We start from the raw sequence: 15201 nt of genomic DNA, 5'->3' as shown, positions 1-15201 counted from the left end.
CCGGTTACCGCCGCAGCTCGAACGTCGTCGTCCCGATCGTGATCGGCGTCCGTTCCGCGATGGTCACGGGGCCGGTCACCTTCTGACCATTGACGAACGTGCCGTTCGTGGACTCGAGGTCGGACAGGACCCAGCCCTCGCCGCGGAGGTCGAGGCGGGCGTGGTTGGTCGACGTGTAGTCGTCGCGGATGACGACGTTCGACTCGCTGGAGCGTCCGATGGTGATCGGACCGCCGCCGAGGGGCATCTCCATGCCCTCGCGGGAGCCCTCGGTGATGACGAGGCGCGTCGCGACGCCGCTCGGCGGTGCGGAGCCGGACTGCTGCTGTGTCGGGCCCGAGGGTTGGCCGATCAGCTCCGTGAACGCGCCGGGCGCTGCGGCGGCAGGAGCTGCGGCGGCGGGCACGGTCGGCGTCGTCGGTGCGGACGCCCCGGCCTTCGGGTCGGTCGGGATGGTGCGGACGCGTTGGCCGAACAGGTCGCTCCGCAGGGCGAAGACGATGACGAACACGAACAGCCACAGCACCGCGAGGAAGGCGAAGCGCAGGACGAGCAGGGTCAGGCCCGTGGTCATCGCGCACCTCCGTCGTTCTCCGGGATCACCCGGAACACCATACGGGTACGACCGATCTCGATGGTGGAGTCCGGCTCGACGATGGCCTGCTGGAAGCGTTCGCCGTTCAGCTTCGACCCGTTCGTGGACCCGAGGTCGTTGGCCTGCGCGTGCTTGCCGTCCCAGATGATCTCGACGTGCTTCCGACTCGTCCCGGTGTCGGCGACGGTGATGTCCGCGTCGGTGCCGCGCCCGATCACGGTGCGGCCGCGGTGCAGCCGGTGGCGCTGCGACCCGATGTCGAGCACAGCGACCCACGCCACGTCACGCTGCACCGTCGACGAGTCGACCTGCAGGATGCCGGTGGACAGCGTGCCGTCCTGCTGCAGCGTGATCGAGACCGGTCCGGAGAAGGAGTAGTTCTGTGCCACCGCGTGCTGCTGCACCATCTGCGACAGCTCGTCGATGAGCGGGCGCCCGATGTCGTTCATCCGCGTGTGGTCCGGCGGCGCGAGGCGCACCGTGAACTCGTTCGGGACGAGGATCCGCTCGCGGGAGACCACGGCGGCCTTCGTGTCGAGCTCCCGCCGCAGCGCGCTGGAGATCTCGACGGGCTGCACGCCGGAGCGGAAGGTCTTCGCGAAGGTGCCGTTGACGGCGCGCTCCAACCCTCGCTCGAAGCTGTCCAAGAGGCCCATGTGTCTCCGTGTTCGTCGGTCAGGGACCACTGCATGGTAGTGGGTGGCGCTCGTGCCCGTCTGTGCGTGGTCACGGGCACCCTCCGTCGCGTGCTAGTGTTGCCGGGCTGGCGCGAGTGGCGGAATTGGTAGACGCGCACGGTTCAGGTCCGTGTGCTGGAAACGGCGTGGGGGTTCAAGTCCCCCCTCGCGCACCAGGTGAGGAACGGCCCCCGGAGGAATCCGGGGGCCGTTCCGCGTTCCGGTGCCGATGCTCCCCACGACCGGCCTGGAGGCTCGTCCCACCTCCGTCCGTCGGCCGCGGCCGCGCAAGGATCGGGTCCGCCTCGGCGCGCCGACCGGGTCGGCCCACGACCCCGTGGCGACCGCCGGGTGCCCGTTCTGGGGGTTGCCCCTCCGCTGCCGCTCTCCGCACACTGATCGGCGTCGTACCGGGTCGTGCCGGTGCGCCTGCTCCTGGAGGACCCATGCGGACGTCGTCCGTGACCGCTGCCGTGGTCGCACTCGGGACCGCGCTCGTCGCGGTCGTCACCACCAGCGTCGGGGTCGCCCCCGCGCACGCCGCGTCGTCGTGCCGCGGTGACCGGATCACGGTCGCCGAGCTGTCCGGTGGCTGCGTCGTCGCGTCCGGCTCGGTCGTGCTCCCCGACGGTCGCGTCTTCGCGGTGCCCGACGCCGGCACGACGGTGACCGCGCTGCCCGTGGCGACGACGACCGGTGGCGATCCCGGGGACGCCTCGGTGACGAACACCGGCGCGGCAGGCATCGCCGTGGCGGTCGACGGGCGCTGGTCCGGCGCCCCTGCTGCCGTCCGGCGGGTGCTCGCACTGCGTGAGGGCCGCGTCGCCGCCGGGCACGACGCCGGTGCGGGTGCGGCCACGACCGGCACCGGATCGGACGCCTCGAGCTGCACGGACCGGTCGTACACGCTCCTGGCGTACCGCTGGACGAGGGACGTCCGGTGGTGGTCGAACCCGACGGGAGCGAAGGCGGCGGACCGCGTGGCGATCCGTGCGGGTGCGACGGCGTGGAGCGGACGGCTCGGGACCTGCGGGCGCTCGATCACGTCGAGTGCCGCGAACACCTGGGTCAGCACGACGGCGAGGACCCCCGCGGTCTCGAGCACCGGGGGCTGCGGCGACCCCGACCGTCGGAGCGTCACCGGCTGGGGCTCCCTGCCCGCGGGCACGCTCGCGACCACGTGCGTGTGGTCGCAGGACGGCGTCGCGGTCGAGGCGGACCAGCGCTACTCGACCCGGTACGCGTGGTCGTCGACGGCGACGTGCTCCGGGAACCGGTACGACCTGCGCGGCGTCGCGACGCACGAGTGGGGGCACGCGTACGGCCTCGGGCACACCGCAGCCTCGTCGGCCCTCGTCATGAAGCCCGCGGCCGCGCCGTGCGACGTCGCCCAGCGCAGCCTCGGGCTCGGGGACGCCCTGGGCATCGACGCCCGGTACTGACCATCGCCACCGGTGCCCGGCGCCGGCGCACACCGGCCACCGCCGCCGCCCGACGCGCAGGTCGCAGGACCCTGCACTCTCTAGGATCGACCGCATGACGAGCACGATGCCGGGCTTCGGCTCCGCGCGGATCACCCAGATCGGGTTGCGCGACCGCGTGTACGACCGGGTGCTCGAGGTGCTCATGGGGCACGACGTCGAGCCCGGGATGCGCCTGTCGATCGACGGTCTCGCCCGGACGCTCGGCGTCTCCCCGACCCCGGTGCGCGAGGCCCTCGTGCAGCTCGAGCGGACCGGCCTGGTCACGCGCGAGGCCAACAAGGGGTACCGCGTCGCGCCGCCGCTCGCCGGCGACCAGCTCGAGGCGCTGTTCGACGCGCGGCTCATCGTCGAGAGCGGGGCGGTCGAGCTCGCGGCACGCGGGGACGTGGCCGTGCTGCGGGAGCGGCTCGCTGCGGCGCTCGCCGAGCAGGAGGCCGTGGCCGCCGAGGTCGCCCGGGTCGGTGCCCGCCGTGCGTCCGAGGAGCTGATGGCCCGGTTCTTCCGCTCCGACTGGCGGTTCCACCAGCTCGTGTTCGACGCGACGAGGAACCCCTTCCTCGAGGAGATGTCGGCGATCATCACGACGCGGGTGCACCGCATGCGGCAGATCGTCGAGGGCGGGGACGACGACACCGAGCGGGCGGTCGCCGAGCACCGTGCGGTCCTCGATGCCCTCGCCGTGGACGCGCCCACCGCCGTGGCGGCGATGCGGCACCACATCGACGCGGTGCGGGTGCGCTCCCGGGCCGACGCGTCACACTCCGCCTGACGGATCGGGGTTGCGCTCTCGCTCAGCGTGGGTATCTTTCCTATAGGAAAGAGGTTCAAGGATGAACCACGTGATGCAAGGGAGCACTCCGTGAGCACACCGCAGGACTGGGTCGAGCAGGACTGGGACCCGGACAGCTGGACCGACCGGACGTGGCCGATCGCCGTCTGCCTGCACGGCTTCGACCGGGTCACGCGGGACGGCACCGCCTTCCACGACGCCCCCGTCGAGGTGTGGGACGACGTGTTCGCGCAGATCGCCGCAGCGGGCTTCTCGCTCGCCGAGCTGGCCGACAGCCACGTCCGCCCCGCGGACCTCGAACGGTACCGGCGCGACGAGCTCTTCGCGGTCGCGGCGGCCCACGGCGTGGGGATCCCGTCGGTGCACCTGCAGCGTCGGAGCGTGATCCAGCCCGGGCACGAGGAGGAGAACCTCGCCTACGCCCACCGCACGATCGACGCGGCGGCCGAGTGGGGCATGCAGGTGTTCTCGACCGGACTGCACCAGCCGTTCTCGGAGGCCCAGCAGCGCGCGCTCTGGTTCTGGACGGCTCCCGGGCCGAAGGACCCCGAGGACCCCGACGTGTGGGACGCGGCCGTCCGACGCCTCCGCGAACTCGGGGAGCACGCGGCGAGCGTCGGCCTGCCGATGGCCCTCGAACTGTACGAGGACACCTACCTCGGCACCGCGGACAGCGCGGTCCGGCTCGTCGAGGAGATCGGGCTCGACACCGTCGGTCTCAACGCCGACGTGGCGAACCTCGTCCGCCTGCACCGTCCGGTCGAGGACTGGCGGGAGCTCTTCGCGAAGACGATGCCCCACACGAACTACCTGCACGTGAAGAACTACACGCGCGACGAGGCGGGCGACGGCAGCTGGGCGACGAGTGCGCCGAGCACGATGGAGACCGGGCTCATCAACTACCGCCAGGTCCTCCGGGACGCGGTCGCCGACGGCTTCCGCGGGATCGTCATGACCGAGCAGTACGGCGGGGACAGCCTCGGCGTCTGCGCCATCAACCAGCAGTACATCCGGTCGGTGCTCGCCACGACGAGCATCGGCACGAAGCACGGAGGAGCAGTCCGATGAGCACCCTCGACATCGCCGTCGTCGGGTCCGGGTACATGGGCGGCGGGATCGCCCAGGTCCTCGCCCTCGCCGGTCACACCGTCCGCATCGCCGACGTCTCGGCCGAGATCGCGCAGCAGAACCTCGAGCGGCTGATCCGCGAGACGGGCCAGTTCGTCGCCGACGGCCTGTTCCCGGAGGACGCCGTCGAGCGGGTCACCGCGCACCTCAGTGCCGCCGAGTCGATCGAGGCCGCCGTCGCGGACGCCGACTTCATCGAGGAGGCGGTCCCCGAGAAGCTCGCGATCAAGCACGAGACCCTGCGTCGGATCAGCGCCGCCGCCCGACCCGACGCCGTCATCGGCTCGAACACGTCGACGATCCTCATCGAGAGCCTCGCCGAGGCCGTCACCGGTCCGGAGCGCTTCCTCGGCGTGCACTTCTCGAACCCGGCGCCGTTCATCCCCGGTGTCGAGCTCATCCCGCACCCCACCACCGGCGAGCACGCGGTCACCGTCGGCGAAGCAGTCGTCGCGGCGACCGGCAAGCAGTCTGCACGGGTGCAGGACTCGACGGGGTTCGTGCTGAACCGCCTGCAGTACGCCCTGTTCGAGGAAGCATCGAAGATCGCGGACGAGGGCATCGCCAGCCCCGACGACATCGACACGATCGTCCGGACGACCTTCGGGTTCCGCCTGCCCTTCTTCGGCCCGTTCGCGATCGCGGACATGGCGGGACTCGACGTCTACGCGTTCTGCTTCGAGTCGCTGCAGACCCGCTGGCCCGAGCGCTTCGCCACCCCGCCGACGCTGCAGCAGCACGTCGACGCCGGCGAGCTCGGCACGAAGACCGGATCGGGCTACCTCGACGTGCCCGCCGACCGCACGCCGGAGCTCGTCGCCTACCGGAACAGGGCCTACGTCGCCATGCAGGAGCTCCTCGACGAGCTCGGCCCGGCCCCGATCCACTGAAGGAGCACGCGATGCGCAACGAGCAGCAGACCGTCGTCCTCACCGGCGCGGCGTCCCCGCGCGGCATCGGCCGTGCGACCGCCCATCACCTGGCCGAGCAGGGCTGGAACGTGGGGATCGTCGACCTCGACCAGGCCGCGAGCGAGGCCGTCGCCGCCGAACTCCGCGAGCAGCACGGCGTGCAGGCCGTCGGCGCGGGCGCGGACGTCGCTGACGAGGCCGCCGTCCGGGCCGCCTTCGACACCATCGAGGCCGGGCTCCCGCCGATCGCGGCACTCGTGAACCTCGCGGGTGTCTCGTCGGCGCACGCCTACCTCGACCTGCCCGAGGGGGAGTGGCACCGGGTGCTGAGCATCAACCTCGACGGGGTGCACTTCGCCGGTCTCCGGGCAGCCGAGTCGATGGTGCGGAACGGGTACGGCCGCATCGTCAACCTGTCGTCGGTCTCCGCGCAGCGCGGCGGCGGGACGTTCAGCAAGACGCCGTACTCGGTCGCGAAGGCGGGCGTGATCGGCCTCACCCGCGGGATGGCCCGGGAGCTCGGGCAGCACGGCGTGACGGTGAACGCCATCGCGCCCGGCCCGATCGACACCGACATCATGGGCGGCACCCTCTCCGAGGAGCGCAAGGCCGAGATGGCTGCCGACGGTGTCCTGCCGCGCATCGGCACGCCGCGGGACGTCGCCGCCGCGGTCGCCTACCTCGTCAGCGCCGACGCCGGGTTCGTGACGGGTCAGACCCTGAACGTCGACGGCGGCCTCTACATGCACTGAACCCGACGGCACGCACCGGAGCCGACGGCTCCGACCACCAGAACGACCACTCATGATCGCGAAGGAGCGATTCGTGTCCGCAAGCAGCCCCGCCCTGGGGTCCACCCACGACCCGGCACTGAGGTCCGCGATCGCCAAGGCGACCAAGCACCTCATGCCGATGCTGGTCATCCTGTACTTCGTCGCCTTCCTCGACCGCACCAACGTCGGCTTCGCCGAGGAGGCCCTGAGCGTCGACCGGAACATCTCCGACGCGGCCTTCGCCCTCGGCGCCGGCATCTTCTTCGTCGGCTACGCGATCTTCGAGATCCCGTCCAACCTGCTGCTCAAGCGCTTCGGGGCGCGCTTCTGGCTCGCCCGGATCGCCGTCACGTGGGGCATCGTCGCCGCACTGTTCTCGTTCACGACGAACGACACGATGTTCATCGTCCTGCGCTTCCTGCTCGGTGTGACCGAGGCGGGGCTGTTCCCGGGCGTGATCATGTACCTGTCCGAGTGGTTCCCGAACAAGGTCCGCGTGCGGATGTTCGCGATCTTCTACCTCGCGCAGCCGTTCTCGCAGATGATCGGCGCACCGCTGTCCGGCGGGCTCATCAGCGTCGGTGACCAGGTCACGCCGTTCCACGGCTGGCAGGTCATGTTCTTCGGCGAGGGCATCCTCGCGGTGCTGGCCGGCGTCGCGGCGCTGTTCTTCCTGACGAACAGCCCGCAGCAGGCGAAGTGGCTGGAACCGGGGGAGAAGCAGTCGCTCACCGCGGCGATGGCCCGTGAGGACACCGCCCGCAACGAGGACGGCCCGAAGGGCATCTGGAAGGCGATGGCGAGCGGCCGCGTCTGGTACTTCACGATCATCTACTTCTGCCTGCAGGTCGCCGTGTACGGCACGACGTTCTACCTGCCGCAGCAGGTGTCGTCACTGCTCGGGCAGGACGTCGGCTGGCAGGTCGGCCTCGTCGCGGCGATCCCGTGGCTCGTCGGCCTGGTCGCCTGCTACCTCGTCGGGTCGAAGGCCGACACCGTGGGTCGTCGCCGCCGCTGGGGGACGATGTTCTACATCACGACCGGTCTGTCGATCCTCGGGTCGGCGTGGGCGGGTGCGAACGGCCAGCCGGTCCTCGGCATCCTGTTCATCACCCTCGCCGTCGCGAGCTTCCTGGCGGTCGGCCCGATCACCTGGGCCTACCCGACGGCGTTCCTCACCGGTGCGGCGGCGGCCGCGGGCATCGGCCTGATCAACTCGCTCGGCAACCTCGGCGGCTTCGTCGCCCCGATCATGCGCACTGCGATCAACGAGGCCGTGCCGACCGACAGCGGGGCGTTCGGCATTGTGTCGCTCGGCGTCCTGGCGTTCGTCGCCGCCGTGATGATCTCCTGCACCAGGTTCTTCCGCGGCGCGAAGGCCGACGAGCTGCTCGACACCTCGCACGTGGCCACCACCTCGACGAAGGGGACGACGCGATGACCCGGTTGTACAACGACCCGGCAGCCTTCGCCGACGAGGCCACCGACGGCTTCGTCGCGGCGAACGAGCGGTGGGTCCGCAGGGTGCACGGCGGTGTCGCCCGCGCGACCACCAGTCCGGACGGCACGGTCGCCGTCGTGATCGGCGGTGGTTCGGGCCACTACCCGGCGTTCGGCGGTCTCGTCGGGCACGGGCTGGCCGCCGGCGCGGCGATGGGGAACCTGTTCGCCAGCCCGTCCGCGCAGCAGGTCGCCGCGGTCTGCCGTGCCGCCGAGCACGGTGGCGGCGTGCTGCTCAGCTACGGCAACTACGCCGGCGACGTGCTGAACTTCGACGCCGCGGCCCGCACGCTCGAGGACGAGGGCATCCCCGTCCGCACGGTCCGGGTGACCGACGACGTCGTGTCCGCCCCCGCCGGTGCCGAGGCCGACCGGCGCGGCATCGCGGGCGACCTCTGCGTGTTCAAGGTCGCCGGGGCCGCGGCCGAGCAGGGGCGCCCGCTCGACGACGTCACCGCCGTGGCGGCCCGCGCGAACGACCGGACCCGGAGCTTCGGCGTCGCGTTCTCGGGCTGCTCGCTGCCCGGTGCCGAGGAGCCCCTGTTCGAGGTGCCCGAGGGACGGATGGCGATCGGCATGGGCATCCACGGTGAACGCGGCATCGACGAGACCGACGTGCCGAGCGCCGACGGTCTGGCGGCGCTGCTCGTCGAACGGCTGCTCGACGAGGTGCCCGCGGGCGTCACGGTCGAGGGCGCCCGGGTGGTCCCGGTGCTCAACGGGCTCGGCAGCGTGAAGTACGAGGAGCTCTTCGTCGTATACGGCTCGGTGCAGCGACGGCTCCGGGACGCCGGTGTCGCGATCGTGGAGCCGGAGGTGGGCGAGCTGGTCACGAGCTTCGACATGGCCGGGGTCTCGCTGACGCTGTTCTGGCTCGACGACGAGCTCGAGGAGCTGTGGTCGGCACCCGCGGACACGCCCGCCTTCCGCAAGGGCGGGGCGGTCCCGCAGGAGCGGGTGGCCGAGGACGTGGTCGCCGCCGACGAGGAGGGCATCGTGATCGGTCCGGCGAGCGACGACTCGCGTGCCGCGGCCGGTCGGATCGCAGCGGGCATCAGCGCCGTGCGCGCGGTGCTCGACGACCACGCGGACGAACTGGGCCGCATCGACCAGGTCGCTGGGGACGGCGACCACGGCATCGGGATGCAGCGCGGCTCGCACGCGGCGGACACCGCCGCCGCGGACGCGCTCGCCCGGGGTGCGGGGGCGGCGACGCTCCTGCGGGTGGCGGGTGACGCCTGGTCCGACCGGGCAGGCGGGACGTCCGGTGCGATCTGGGGTGCCGCCCTGGAGGCGCTGGGTCGCGTCGTCGGGGACGACGCGCGTCCGACGTCGGCGACGGTCGCGGACGCGGTGCGGGCCGCCACCGAGGCGGTGCTGGCCTTCGGGGCCGTGCCCGGCGACAAGACGATGGTGGACGCCCTCGTCCCCTTCGACGAGGAACTGCGGCGCCGGCTCGAGGCCGGCGATGCCCTGGGCGCCGCGTGGCGGACGGCGGTGGACGCCGCCCGCCGGGCAGCGGACGCGAGCGCGGACCTGCTGCCGCGGAAGGGCCGCGCGCGGACGCACGCGGAACAGGCCGTCGGGACCCCCGACCCGGGCGCGGTGTCCTTCGCGCTCGTCGTCGAGACCCTGGCGGCGACGATCGACGAGGAAGGAACGGGAGCATGACGCTACGACTGGTGGTGGGCTCGGACGACGCGGGCTTCGACTACAAGGAGGTCATCAAGCGGGACCTCGAGGCCGACGACCGCGTGGCCAGCGTGGTCGACGTGGGCGTGGACGCGGAGGGCCACACGGCGTACCCGCACGTCGCCGTCGAGGCCGCCCGGATGGTCGCGGACGGCGAGGCCGACCGGGCGATCCTGGTCTGCGGCACCGGGCTCGGCGTCGCGATCAGCGCGAACAAGGTGCCCGGAATCCGGGCCGTCACGGCGCACGACTCGTTCAGCGTCGAGCGGTCGGTGCTGTCGAACGACGCCCAGGTGCTCTGCATGGGCCAGCGGGTCGTCGGCATCGAGGTCGCCCGGCGCATGGCGAAGGAGTGGCTCGGGTACACGTTCGACCCGTCGAGCGCGAGCGCGGAGAAGGTCGCCGCGATCTGCGAGTACGACGGCTCAGCGCCCGTCGGCACCGACGCCCCCGAGGACGGGACGGACCCGGGCGCATGACGATCGTCGGGGTGTCGCTGAAGATGTACTTCTCGCACGCGCAGACGCTCTCGTGGGCGAGCGCGGTGGCGGACATCGCCCGGCGGCACCCCGCGGTCGCCGCCGGCGCGGTGGAGCTCTTCGTCGCGCCGACCTTCCCCGCGCTCGTCCCGGTGCGCGAGCTGCTCGCCGGGTCGGGCATCCGGCTCGCCGCGCAGGACCTGTCGGCGTCGGACGAGGGCGCGTCCACCGGCGAGGTGTCCGGCGCCGAGCTCCGCGAGATCGGCGTCGACCTCGTCGAGATCGGGCACGCCGAGCGGCGCTCCCGGTTCCACGAGACGGACGAGGTCGTCGCGCGCAAGGTGCACGCGGCCTTCCGGCACCACCTCGAACCGCTGGTGTGCGTCGGCGAAGCTGTCCGCGCCTCCCGTGCGGAGGCCGTGGCGGAGGTCACCGGGCAGCTCGACCGGGCGCTGGCGGCGGCCGCGGAGGCCGGGACGACCGGACGGGTCACCGTGGCGTACGAGCCCGTGTGGGCGATCGGCGCCGCCGAGCCGGCGCCGCACGAGCACGTCGTCGGGGTCCTCGAGGGGATCGAGCAGTCCCTGGCGGCCCGGCCGGCGTTCGCCGGGTCGCGGGTGGTCTACGGCGGCAGCGCCGGACCGGGGCTGCTCACCCGGGGACGCGGACGGATCGGCGGAGTGTTCCTCGGGCGCTTCGCGCACGAACCCGCGGCGGTCGGTGCGGTGCTCGACGAGGCGGCGGCCCTGGCCTCCTGACCGGGTCGCCGGTCACCCCTCCCGGGCGCCCGCCAGGCCGTGGTCGTGCGCGTAGACCACGAGCTGCACCCGGTCGCGGAGCTCGAGCTTGCCGAGGATGCTCGAGATCTGCGACTTGACGGTCGACTCGGTGACGAACTCCTTCGCCGCGATCTCGGCGTTCGAGAGCCCTCGGGACGCCCACCCGAAGACGATGCGCTCCCGGTCCGTCAGGGTCTGGAACGCCTCGGGCTGGGGAGCAGGGGCACGGTCGACGTCGGCGCCGAACAGCTGCGACAGGTCGTTCGGGGCGATCACCGAGCTGCCCTCGTGCACGGCCCGCACCGCGGCGAACAGGAACGGCGGTGTCGTGTCCTTGAGCAGGAACCCGCTCGCACCGAGCCGGATCGCGGTGGCGGCAGCGGGGTCGAGGCCGAACGTCGTGAGCACCACCACGCGGGGGAGCGGCCCCGGGACGGCGCCGGAGAACAGCTGGCGCACCGTCTCGACGCCGTCCATCCCGGCCATGCGCATGTCGAGCAGGACGACGTCGGGCCGCAGCTCCCGGACGCGGTCGAGGGCCTCGGCGCCGTCCGAGGCCTCGCCCACCACCTGCATGTCGGGCTGCGCGTCGAGCACCACGCGCAGGCCCGCCCGGAAGAGCGCCTGGTCGTCGGTGAGCAGGATGCGGATCGGGTCGGTCATCGGCTCGTCCCCCCTCGGACGTCGAACGGGATGCGGGCGCGCGCGACGAACACGGCGTCCAGCACGGCGGCGTCGAACGACCCGCCGATCGTGGTCAGTCGGGTCTGCATGCCGGTCAGGCCCCGGCCGGAGCCACGGGTCGACGAGACCATCGGCTGCTCGGCGGTCGCGGTCGGCTGTCCTGCGGTCGCGGTCGCGCGGACGGGGACGGCGCCGGTGGCCGCCGCGGCGAGTTCCTCGAGCCCGAGTCCGGGACCGACCGGCAGCGCGTCCGACGGGACGGCGTTCTCCACCTCGAGCACGAGGTCGGCGGACCGCCAGGTCTCCCGGACCTCGACGGCACCGCCCGGCGCCCCGTGCCGGAGGGCGTTCGTGAGCATCTCCTGCAGGACCCGGCGGGCAGCCGTGCCGTGCACCGCGCCGAGCGGTCGGGCGACACCGCGCACGGCGTGCTCGACGTCCACCCCGGCGTCGCGGATGCCGCGGACGATCTCCTCGAAGGACGTCGGGTCGCTCGCGGTGTCCGACCCGTCGATGTGCCCGAGGACCTGTCGCACCTCGACCAGGGAGCTCCGGGCGGTGCTGGCGATGGTGGCGCTGACCTCGCGGATCCGCGCCTCGTCGTCGAGGAAGGGCACCGAGTCCGCCTGCGCGATGATGACCGCGAGCGAGTGGCCGACGACGTCGTGCACGTCGCGGGCGATGTCCGCACGGATGCGTTCCGCCTCGGCCTCGTCGACCGCGCGCGTGGCCACGGCCTCGGCACGGTTGGCCACCGCCTCCGCCCGACTGGCGGCGGCCTCGGCGTCGGCGCGCCGGACGGCCTCGGCGTTCTGCGACCGGATCGCCCGACCGGCGAGACCAGCCGCCCAGAAGGAGAGCAGGACGAGTGCCGGGGCGGCCAGGACGAGGACGACCTGGTCACGCGGCCCGTTCAGCAGCAGTGCGTAGCGGTAACCGGTCGTGGAGAGGTACATCGACGCCGAAGCCCCGGCGACCACGGCGAGCAGACCGGCCAGCACGGCCTCGAACCGCGTCCCGACGACGGCGACGGTGCCGATGACGACGGCGATGGCGAGGTCGACCAACGACGGTCGCTCGCCGCCGGCCACCTGCACCGCGCCCAGAGCGACGGTCGCGGTCATCGCCGCGCTCGGCGAGAGGCGGCGGACGGCGATGGCGACGGTGGCGATCGCGACCGCGAGGGGGCTGGCGTGCTCGAGCTCGACGTCGATCGGGGCGGCGGACACCAGCGCGGCGAGGCCCGCCCAGAGGAGGTCGACGACGACCGACCGGGTCCGCATCGGCCGGAGGAACGTGCGCCGGTCCGTCACGGCTCGATCATCGCACGACGCGGGCTCACGGCACGGGGGACATCGCGACGAGGGCCACCGCGGTGACGACGATGATCGCCGCGCAGGTGGCGAGGGTGGCGATCACGTGCTTGGTCGAGCTCTCCATGCCACCGAGCCTGTCGGTCGACCAGGTCGTCGGGCATCGTGCGGAGGGACGAACGGGGTCGTCCTGCAGGACGAACCCGTCAGATCGTCAGTTGTCCCAGCACGCGGTGCCCGATCGACACCGACTCCCCGCTGACGACCGAGCGCGGGGACGACAGGAACGCGACGAGGTCGGCGATCTGCTGCGGGCTGGACTCGCCACCGGCCCCGGGCTGCACCGTCCTGGCGGGATCGTCCGTCACCGCACCGGGGTTCACCACGTTCACGGTGACCCCCGTGCCGACGGACTGGTCGGCCAGGTTCCCCGCGATGATGCTCGTTGCCGCGTTCCGGAGCGAGGTCGTGACGTTGCCGGACAGGTAGGCGTTCTGCCCGCTCACCACCACCACGCGGCCGAAGCCCGCCTCGCGCTGCACGGGCAGCACGGCGTTCGCGACCCGGAGGAAGCCCAGTGCCTTGCCGTCGATCGCCGCGGCGACCTGATCGGGGTCCGACGCACGCTCCGGGTCGAGGGTCCCGGCCGCGGGCGCGGCGGTGACGACGAGGACGTCGATGCGTCCGTGCTGGTCGAGGACGCGGGCGACCCCGGCGTCCACCGACTCCTGCGACGCGGTGTCCATCGCCACGGCGTCGTCCCCGTCGGCGTTCCGCGACGCGACGACGACCCGGGCGCCCTCGCGACGCAGGGTCTCGGCGACGACGGAGCCGATGTACCCCCGTCCGCCGACGACGAGGGCGACACGGCCGGTGAGTTCGAGGTCCATGCGCCACACGCTAGGCCGATCACCCGCGCTCGGACCGGGGGCAGCGGGACGTCGTCCGCGCGATCCGGCCAACGGACCCGCGCGATCCGTCCACCCCGAACGCCCGCCCAGTCATCCGAGCGGAGCGTCGGCCACGACGACGGACCCCGCCGCGCCGCCGTGCACCACGACGACGTGACGACCATCGAGACAGGAGAACGAGTTGTACTTCCACAAGCAGGAGCTCCAGTTCAAGGCCACCCCGGACAAGCCCGACGCGGTGTACGCGCGCAAGCTGCAGGAGGTGCTCGGCGGTCAGTACGGCGAGATCTCCGTCGCCCTGCAGTACCAGTTCCAGGCGTGGAACATGCACATCCCGGGCAAGTACCGCGACATGGTGTTCGGCATCGGGGCCGAGGAGATGGGCCACGTCGAGATGCTCGCGACGATGATCGCGCAGCTGCTCGAGAAGAGCCCGCTCGGCATCACCGAGGACGCGCTGCAGGACGACCCGACCGTGGCCGCGATCGTCGGCGGGACCGACGTGCAGCACGCCATCGTCGCGGGTGCAGGCGCCCGTCCGGTCGACAGCAACGGCAACCCCTGGCAGGGTTCCTACATCACCGCGTCGGGCAACCTGCTCGCGGACTTCACGGCCAACGAGAACGCCGAGATGCAGGGCCGTGTCCAGGCTGCCCGGCTCTACCACATGACCGACGACCACGGCGTGCGGGACCTGCTCTCGTTCCTCATCGCCCGCGACACCATGCACCAGAACATGTGGGCGACCGCCGCGGCCGAGCTCCGCGAGCAGGGCGTCGAGGGCTTCCCGGTGCCGAGCAACTTCCCGCAGTCGAAGGAGCACACCGAGTTCAGCTACCAGTACCTCAACTTCTCGGACGGCAAGGAGGCCGGCGACGGCCCCTGGGCGAGCGGCCCGTCGTTCGACGGCAAGGGCGAGTACTCCTACCACGACGGCCCCACGTCGTCGGTGCCGATGCCGCCGCCCACGCACCCGGACGTGCGGTTCTACGGCACGACGGAGCTGCCGAACGTCGTCGAGAAGACCGCGGGGCTCGTGCAGGACAAGCTCAACAAGGAGTGACGGTCCGCCGGTCGCGCGGCCTCACCACCCGACGCGGCCGGGAGACGGACGGGAGGCCCGGTGCCAGCTGGCACCGGGCCTCCCGTGCGTCACGTGGTCACGCCGTCACGACTCCACGCCCACCGTCGCCAGCGCGGCGGTGTCGTCGTCGCGCGGTGCGCGCGGTGGCTCGAAGATGCCGGACCAGAGGCGCGTCGCGCTCCAGAGTGCGATGAGCGCGACCGTGCCGGCAACCGCGGCGAGCCAGGGGAGGAGCGGGACCTGTGCCCACGCGCCGGGCGCGACCAGCCAGGTGAGGAAGTTCCCCGCCGTGCTGCCGGCCGCGCCGAGGAGCACGGCCACCCGACGGTCCAGGCTCGTCGCGACCAGCGCTCCCGTCACGACCGCGACGGCGAGGAAGGCGTTGATGATCGTCGTCACCG

The 15201-nt window shown here is 72.5% G+C and carries 16 protein-coding genes and 1 tRNA gene; 11 read left to right on the top strand and 6 right to left on the bottom strand.

Translation table 11 applies throughout. The features are described 5' to 3' along the window. Window positions 1–4 precede the first annotated feature (4 nt). Together JOD95_RS09365 and JOD95_RS09360 are read right to left on the bottom strand one after the other, a co-directional pair. Window positions 5–574 carry an FHA domain-containing protein gene (locus JOD95_RS09365; protein WP_209684757.1) on the bottom strand — a complete coding sequence of 190 codons (570 nt, stop codon included), beginning with the start codon at window positions 572–574 and terminating at the stop codon, window positions 5–7. Further along, complete coding sequence (locus tag JOD95_RS09360) at window positions 571–1251, bottom strand: DUF3662 and FHA domain-containing protein (protein ID WP_066651163.1); 681 nt, start codon at window positions 1249–1251, stop codon at window positions 571–573. Before JOD95_RS09360 ends, JOD95_RS09365 begins: the two co-directional genes overlap by 4 nt. 110 nt (window positions 1252–1361) lie before the next feature. On the opposite strand from JOD95_RS09360, the gene JOD95_RS09355 reads away from it, so the two are divergent. From JOD95_RS09355 to JOD95_RS09310, 10 genes are all read left to right on the top strand, one after another. Next, window positions 1362–1448, top strand: a tRNA-Leu gene (locus tag JOD95_RS09355). Between the two features lie 270 nt (window positions 1449–1718). Beyond that, window positions 1719–2714, top strand: a complete 996-nt coding sequence (locus JOD95_RS09350; protein ID WP_209684755.1) for a matrixin family metalloprotease — start codon at window positions 1719–1721, stop codon at window positions 2712–2714. A gap of 94 nt (window positions 2715–2808) precedes the next feature. Beyond that, entirely contained in the window at window positions 2809–3525 is a 717-nt protein-coding gene (locus JOD95_RS09345; protein ID WP_209684753.1) for a GntR family transcriptional regulator, read from the top strand. Between the two features lie 90 nt (window positions 3526–3615). Next, window positions 3616–4614 carry a sugar phosphate isomerase/epimerase gene (locus JOD95_RS09340; protein WP_209684751.1) on the top strand — a complete coding sequence of 333 codons (999 nt, stop codon included), beginning with the start codon at window positions 3616–3618 and terminating at the stop codon, window positions 4612–4614. Then, window positions 4611–5564 (top strand): 3-hydroxyacyl-CoA dehydrogenase family protein, encoded by a 954-nt coding sequence (locus tag JOD95_RS09335; RefSeq protein WP_209684749.1) that lies wholly within the window; start codon window positions 4611–4613, stop codon window positions 5562–5564. Before JOD95_RS09340 ends, JOD95_RS09335 begins: the two co-directional genes overlap by 4 nt. A gap of 11 nt (window positions 5565–5575) precedes the next feature. Further along, entirely contained in the window at window positions 5576–6337 is a 762-nt protein-coding gene (locus JOD95_RS09330; RefSeq protein ID WP_209684746.1) for an SDR family NAD(P)-dependent oxidoreductase, read from the top strand. 73 nt (window positions 6338–6410) lie between these two features. Continuing rightward, window positions 6411–7799 (top strand): MFS transporter, encoded by a 1389-nt coding sequence (locus JOD95_RS09325; protein WP_307810412.1) that lies wholly within the window; start codon window positions 6411–6413, stop codon window positions 7797–7799. Beyond that, complete coding sequence (locus JOD95_RS09320; protein ID WP_209684742.1) at window positions 7796–9529, top strand: dihydroxyacetone kinase family protein; 1734 nt, start codon at window positions 7796–7798, stop codon at window positions 9527–9529. The genes JOD95_RS09325 and JOD95_RS09320 overlap by 4 nt, the downstream gene beginning before the upstream one ends. Next, window positions 9526–10029 (top strand): ribose-5-phosphate isomerase, encoded by a 504-nt coding sequence (locus JOD95_RS09315; protein WP_209684740.1) that lies wholly within the window; start codon window positions 9526–9528, stop codon window positions 10027–10029. Before JOD95_RS09320 ends, JOD95_RS09315 begins: the two co-directional genes overlap by 4 nt. Then, complete coding sequence (locus JOD95_RS09310; RefSeq protein ID WP_209684738.1) at window positions 10026–10787, top strand: triose-phosphate isomerase family protein; 762 nt, start codon at window positions 10026–10028, stop codon at window positions 10785–10787. Before JOD95_RS09315 ends, JOD95_RS09310 begins: the two co-directional genes overlap by 4 nt. Before the next feature lie 12 nt (window positions 10788–10799). On the opposite strand, the gene JOD95_RS09305 is transcribed toward JOD95_RS09310, so the two are convergent. The 3 genes from JOD95_RS09305 to JOD95_RS09295 all read right to left on the bottom strand — a co-directional run bounded on the left by JOD95_RS09305 (window position 10800) and on the right by JOD95_RS09295 (window position 13695). Beyond that, window positions 10800–11471, bottom strand: a complete 672-nt coding sequence (locus JOD95_RS09305) for a response regulator transcription factor (RefSeq protein WP_066651190.1) — start codon at window positions 11469–11471, stop codon at window positions 10800–10802. Next, window positions 11468–12805, bottom strand: a complete 1338-nt coding sequence (locus tag JOD95_RS09300; RefSeq protein ID WP_209684736.1) for a sensor histidine kinase — start codon at window positions 12803–12805, stop codon at window positions 11468–11470. Before JOD95_RS09300 ends, JOD95_RS09305 begins: the two co-directional genes overlap by 4 nt. Window positions 12806–13011: 206 nt before the next feature. Continuing rightward, on the bottom strand, window positions 13012–13695 hold the full coding sequence (locus JOD95_RS09295) for an SDR family oxidoreductase (protein WP_209684734.1): 684 nt from the start codon (window positions 13693–13695) through the stop codon (window positions 13012–13014). A 202-nt stretch (window positions 13696–13897) separates the two neighbouring features. Between JOD95_RS09295 and JOD95_RS09290 the strand changes: the two genes are divergently transcribed. After that, window positions 13898–14779, top strand: coding sequence for a manganese catalase family protein (locus tag JOD95_RS09290; RefSeq protein WP_209684732.1), 882 nt, complete (start codon window positions 13898–13900; stop codon window positions 14777–14779). Window positions 14780–14884: 105 nt separating this feature from the next. Here JOD95_RS09290 and JOD95_RS09285 read toward each other — a convergent pair whose 3' ends face one another. Then, window positions 14885–15199 carry a hypothetical protein gene (locus tag JOD95_RS09285; protein WP_209684730.1) on the bottom strand — a complete coding sequence of 105 codons (315 nt, stop codon included), beginning with the start codon at window positions 15197–15199 and terminating at the stop codon, window positions 14885–14887. Window positions 15200–15201: the final 2 nt, after the last annotated feature.

Source organism: Curtobacterium sp. 1310 (genome assembly GCF_017834105.1).
GTDB lineage: Bacteria > Actinomycetota > Actinomycetes > Actinomycetales > Microbacteriaceae > Curtobacterium.
Note: the sequence above shows the minus strand (reverse complement) of the source record. Positions and strands in the feature narration are given on the sequence as shown.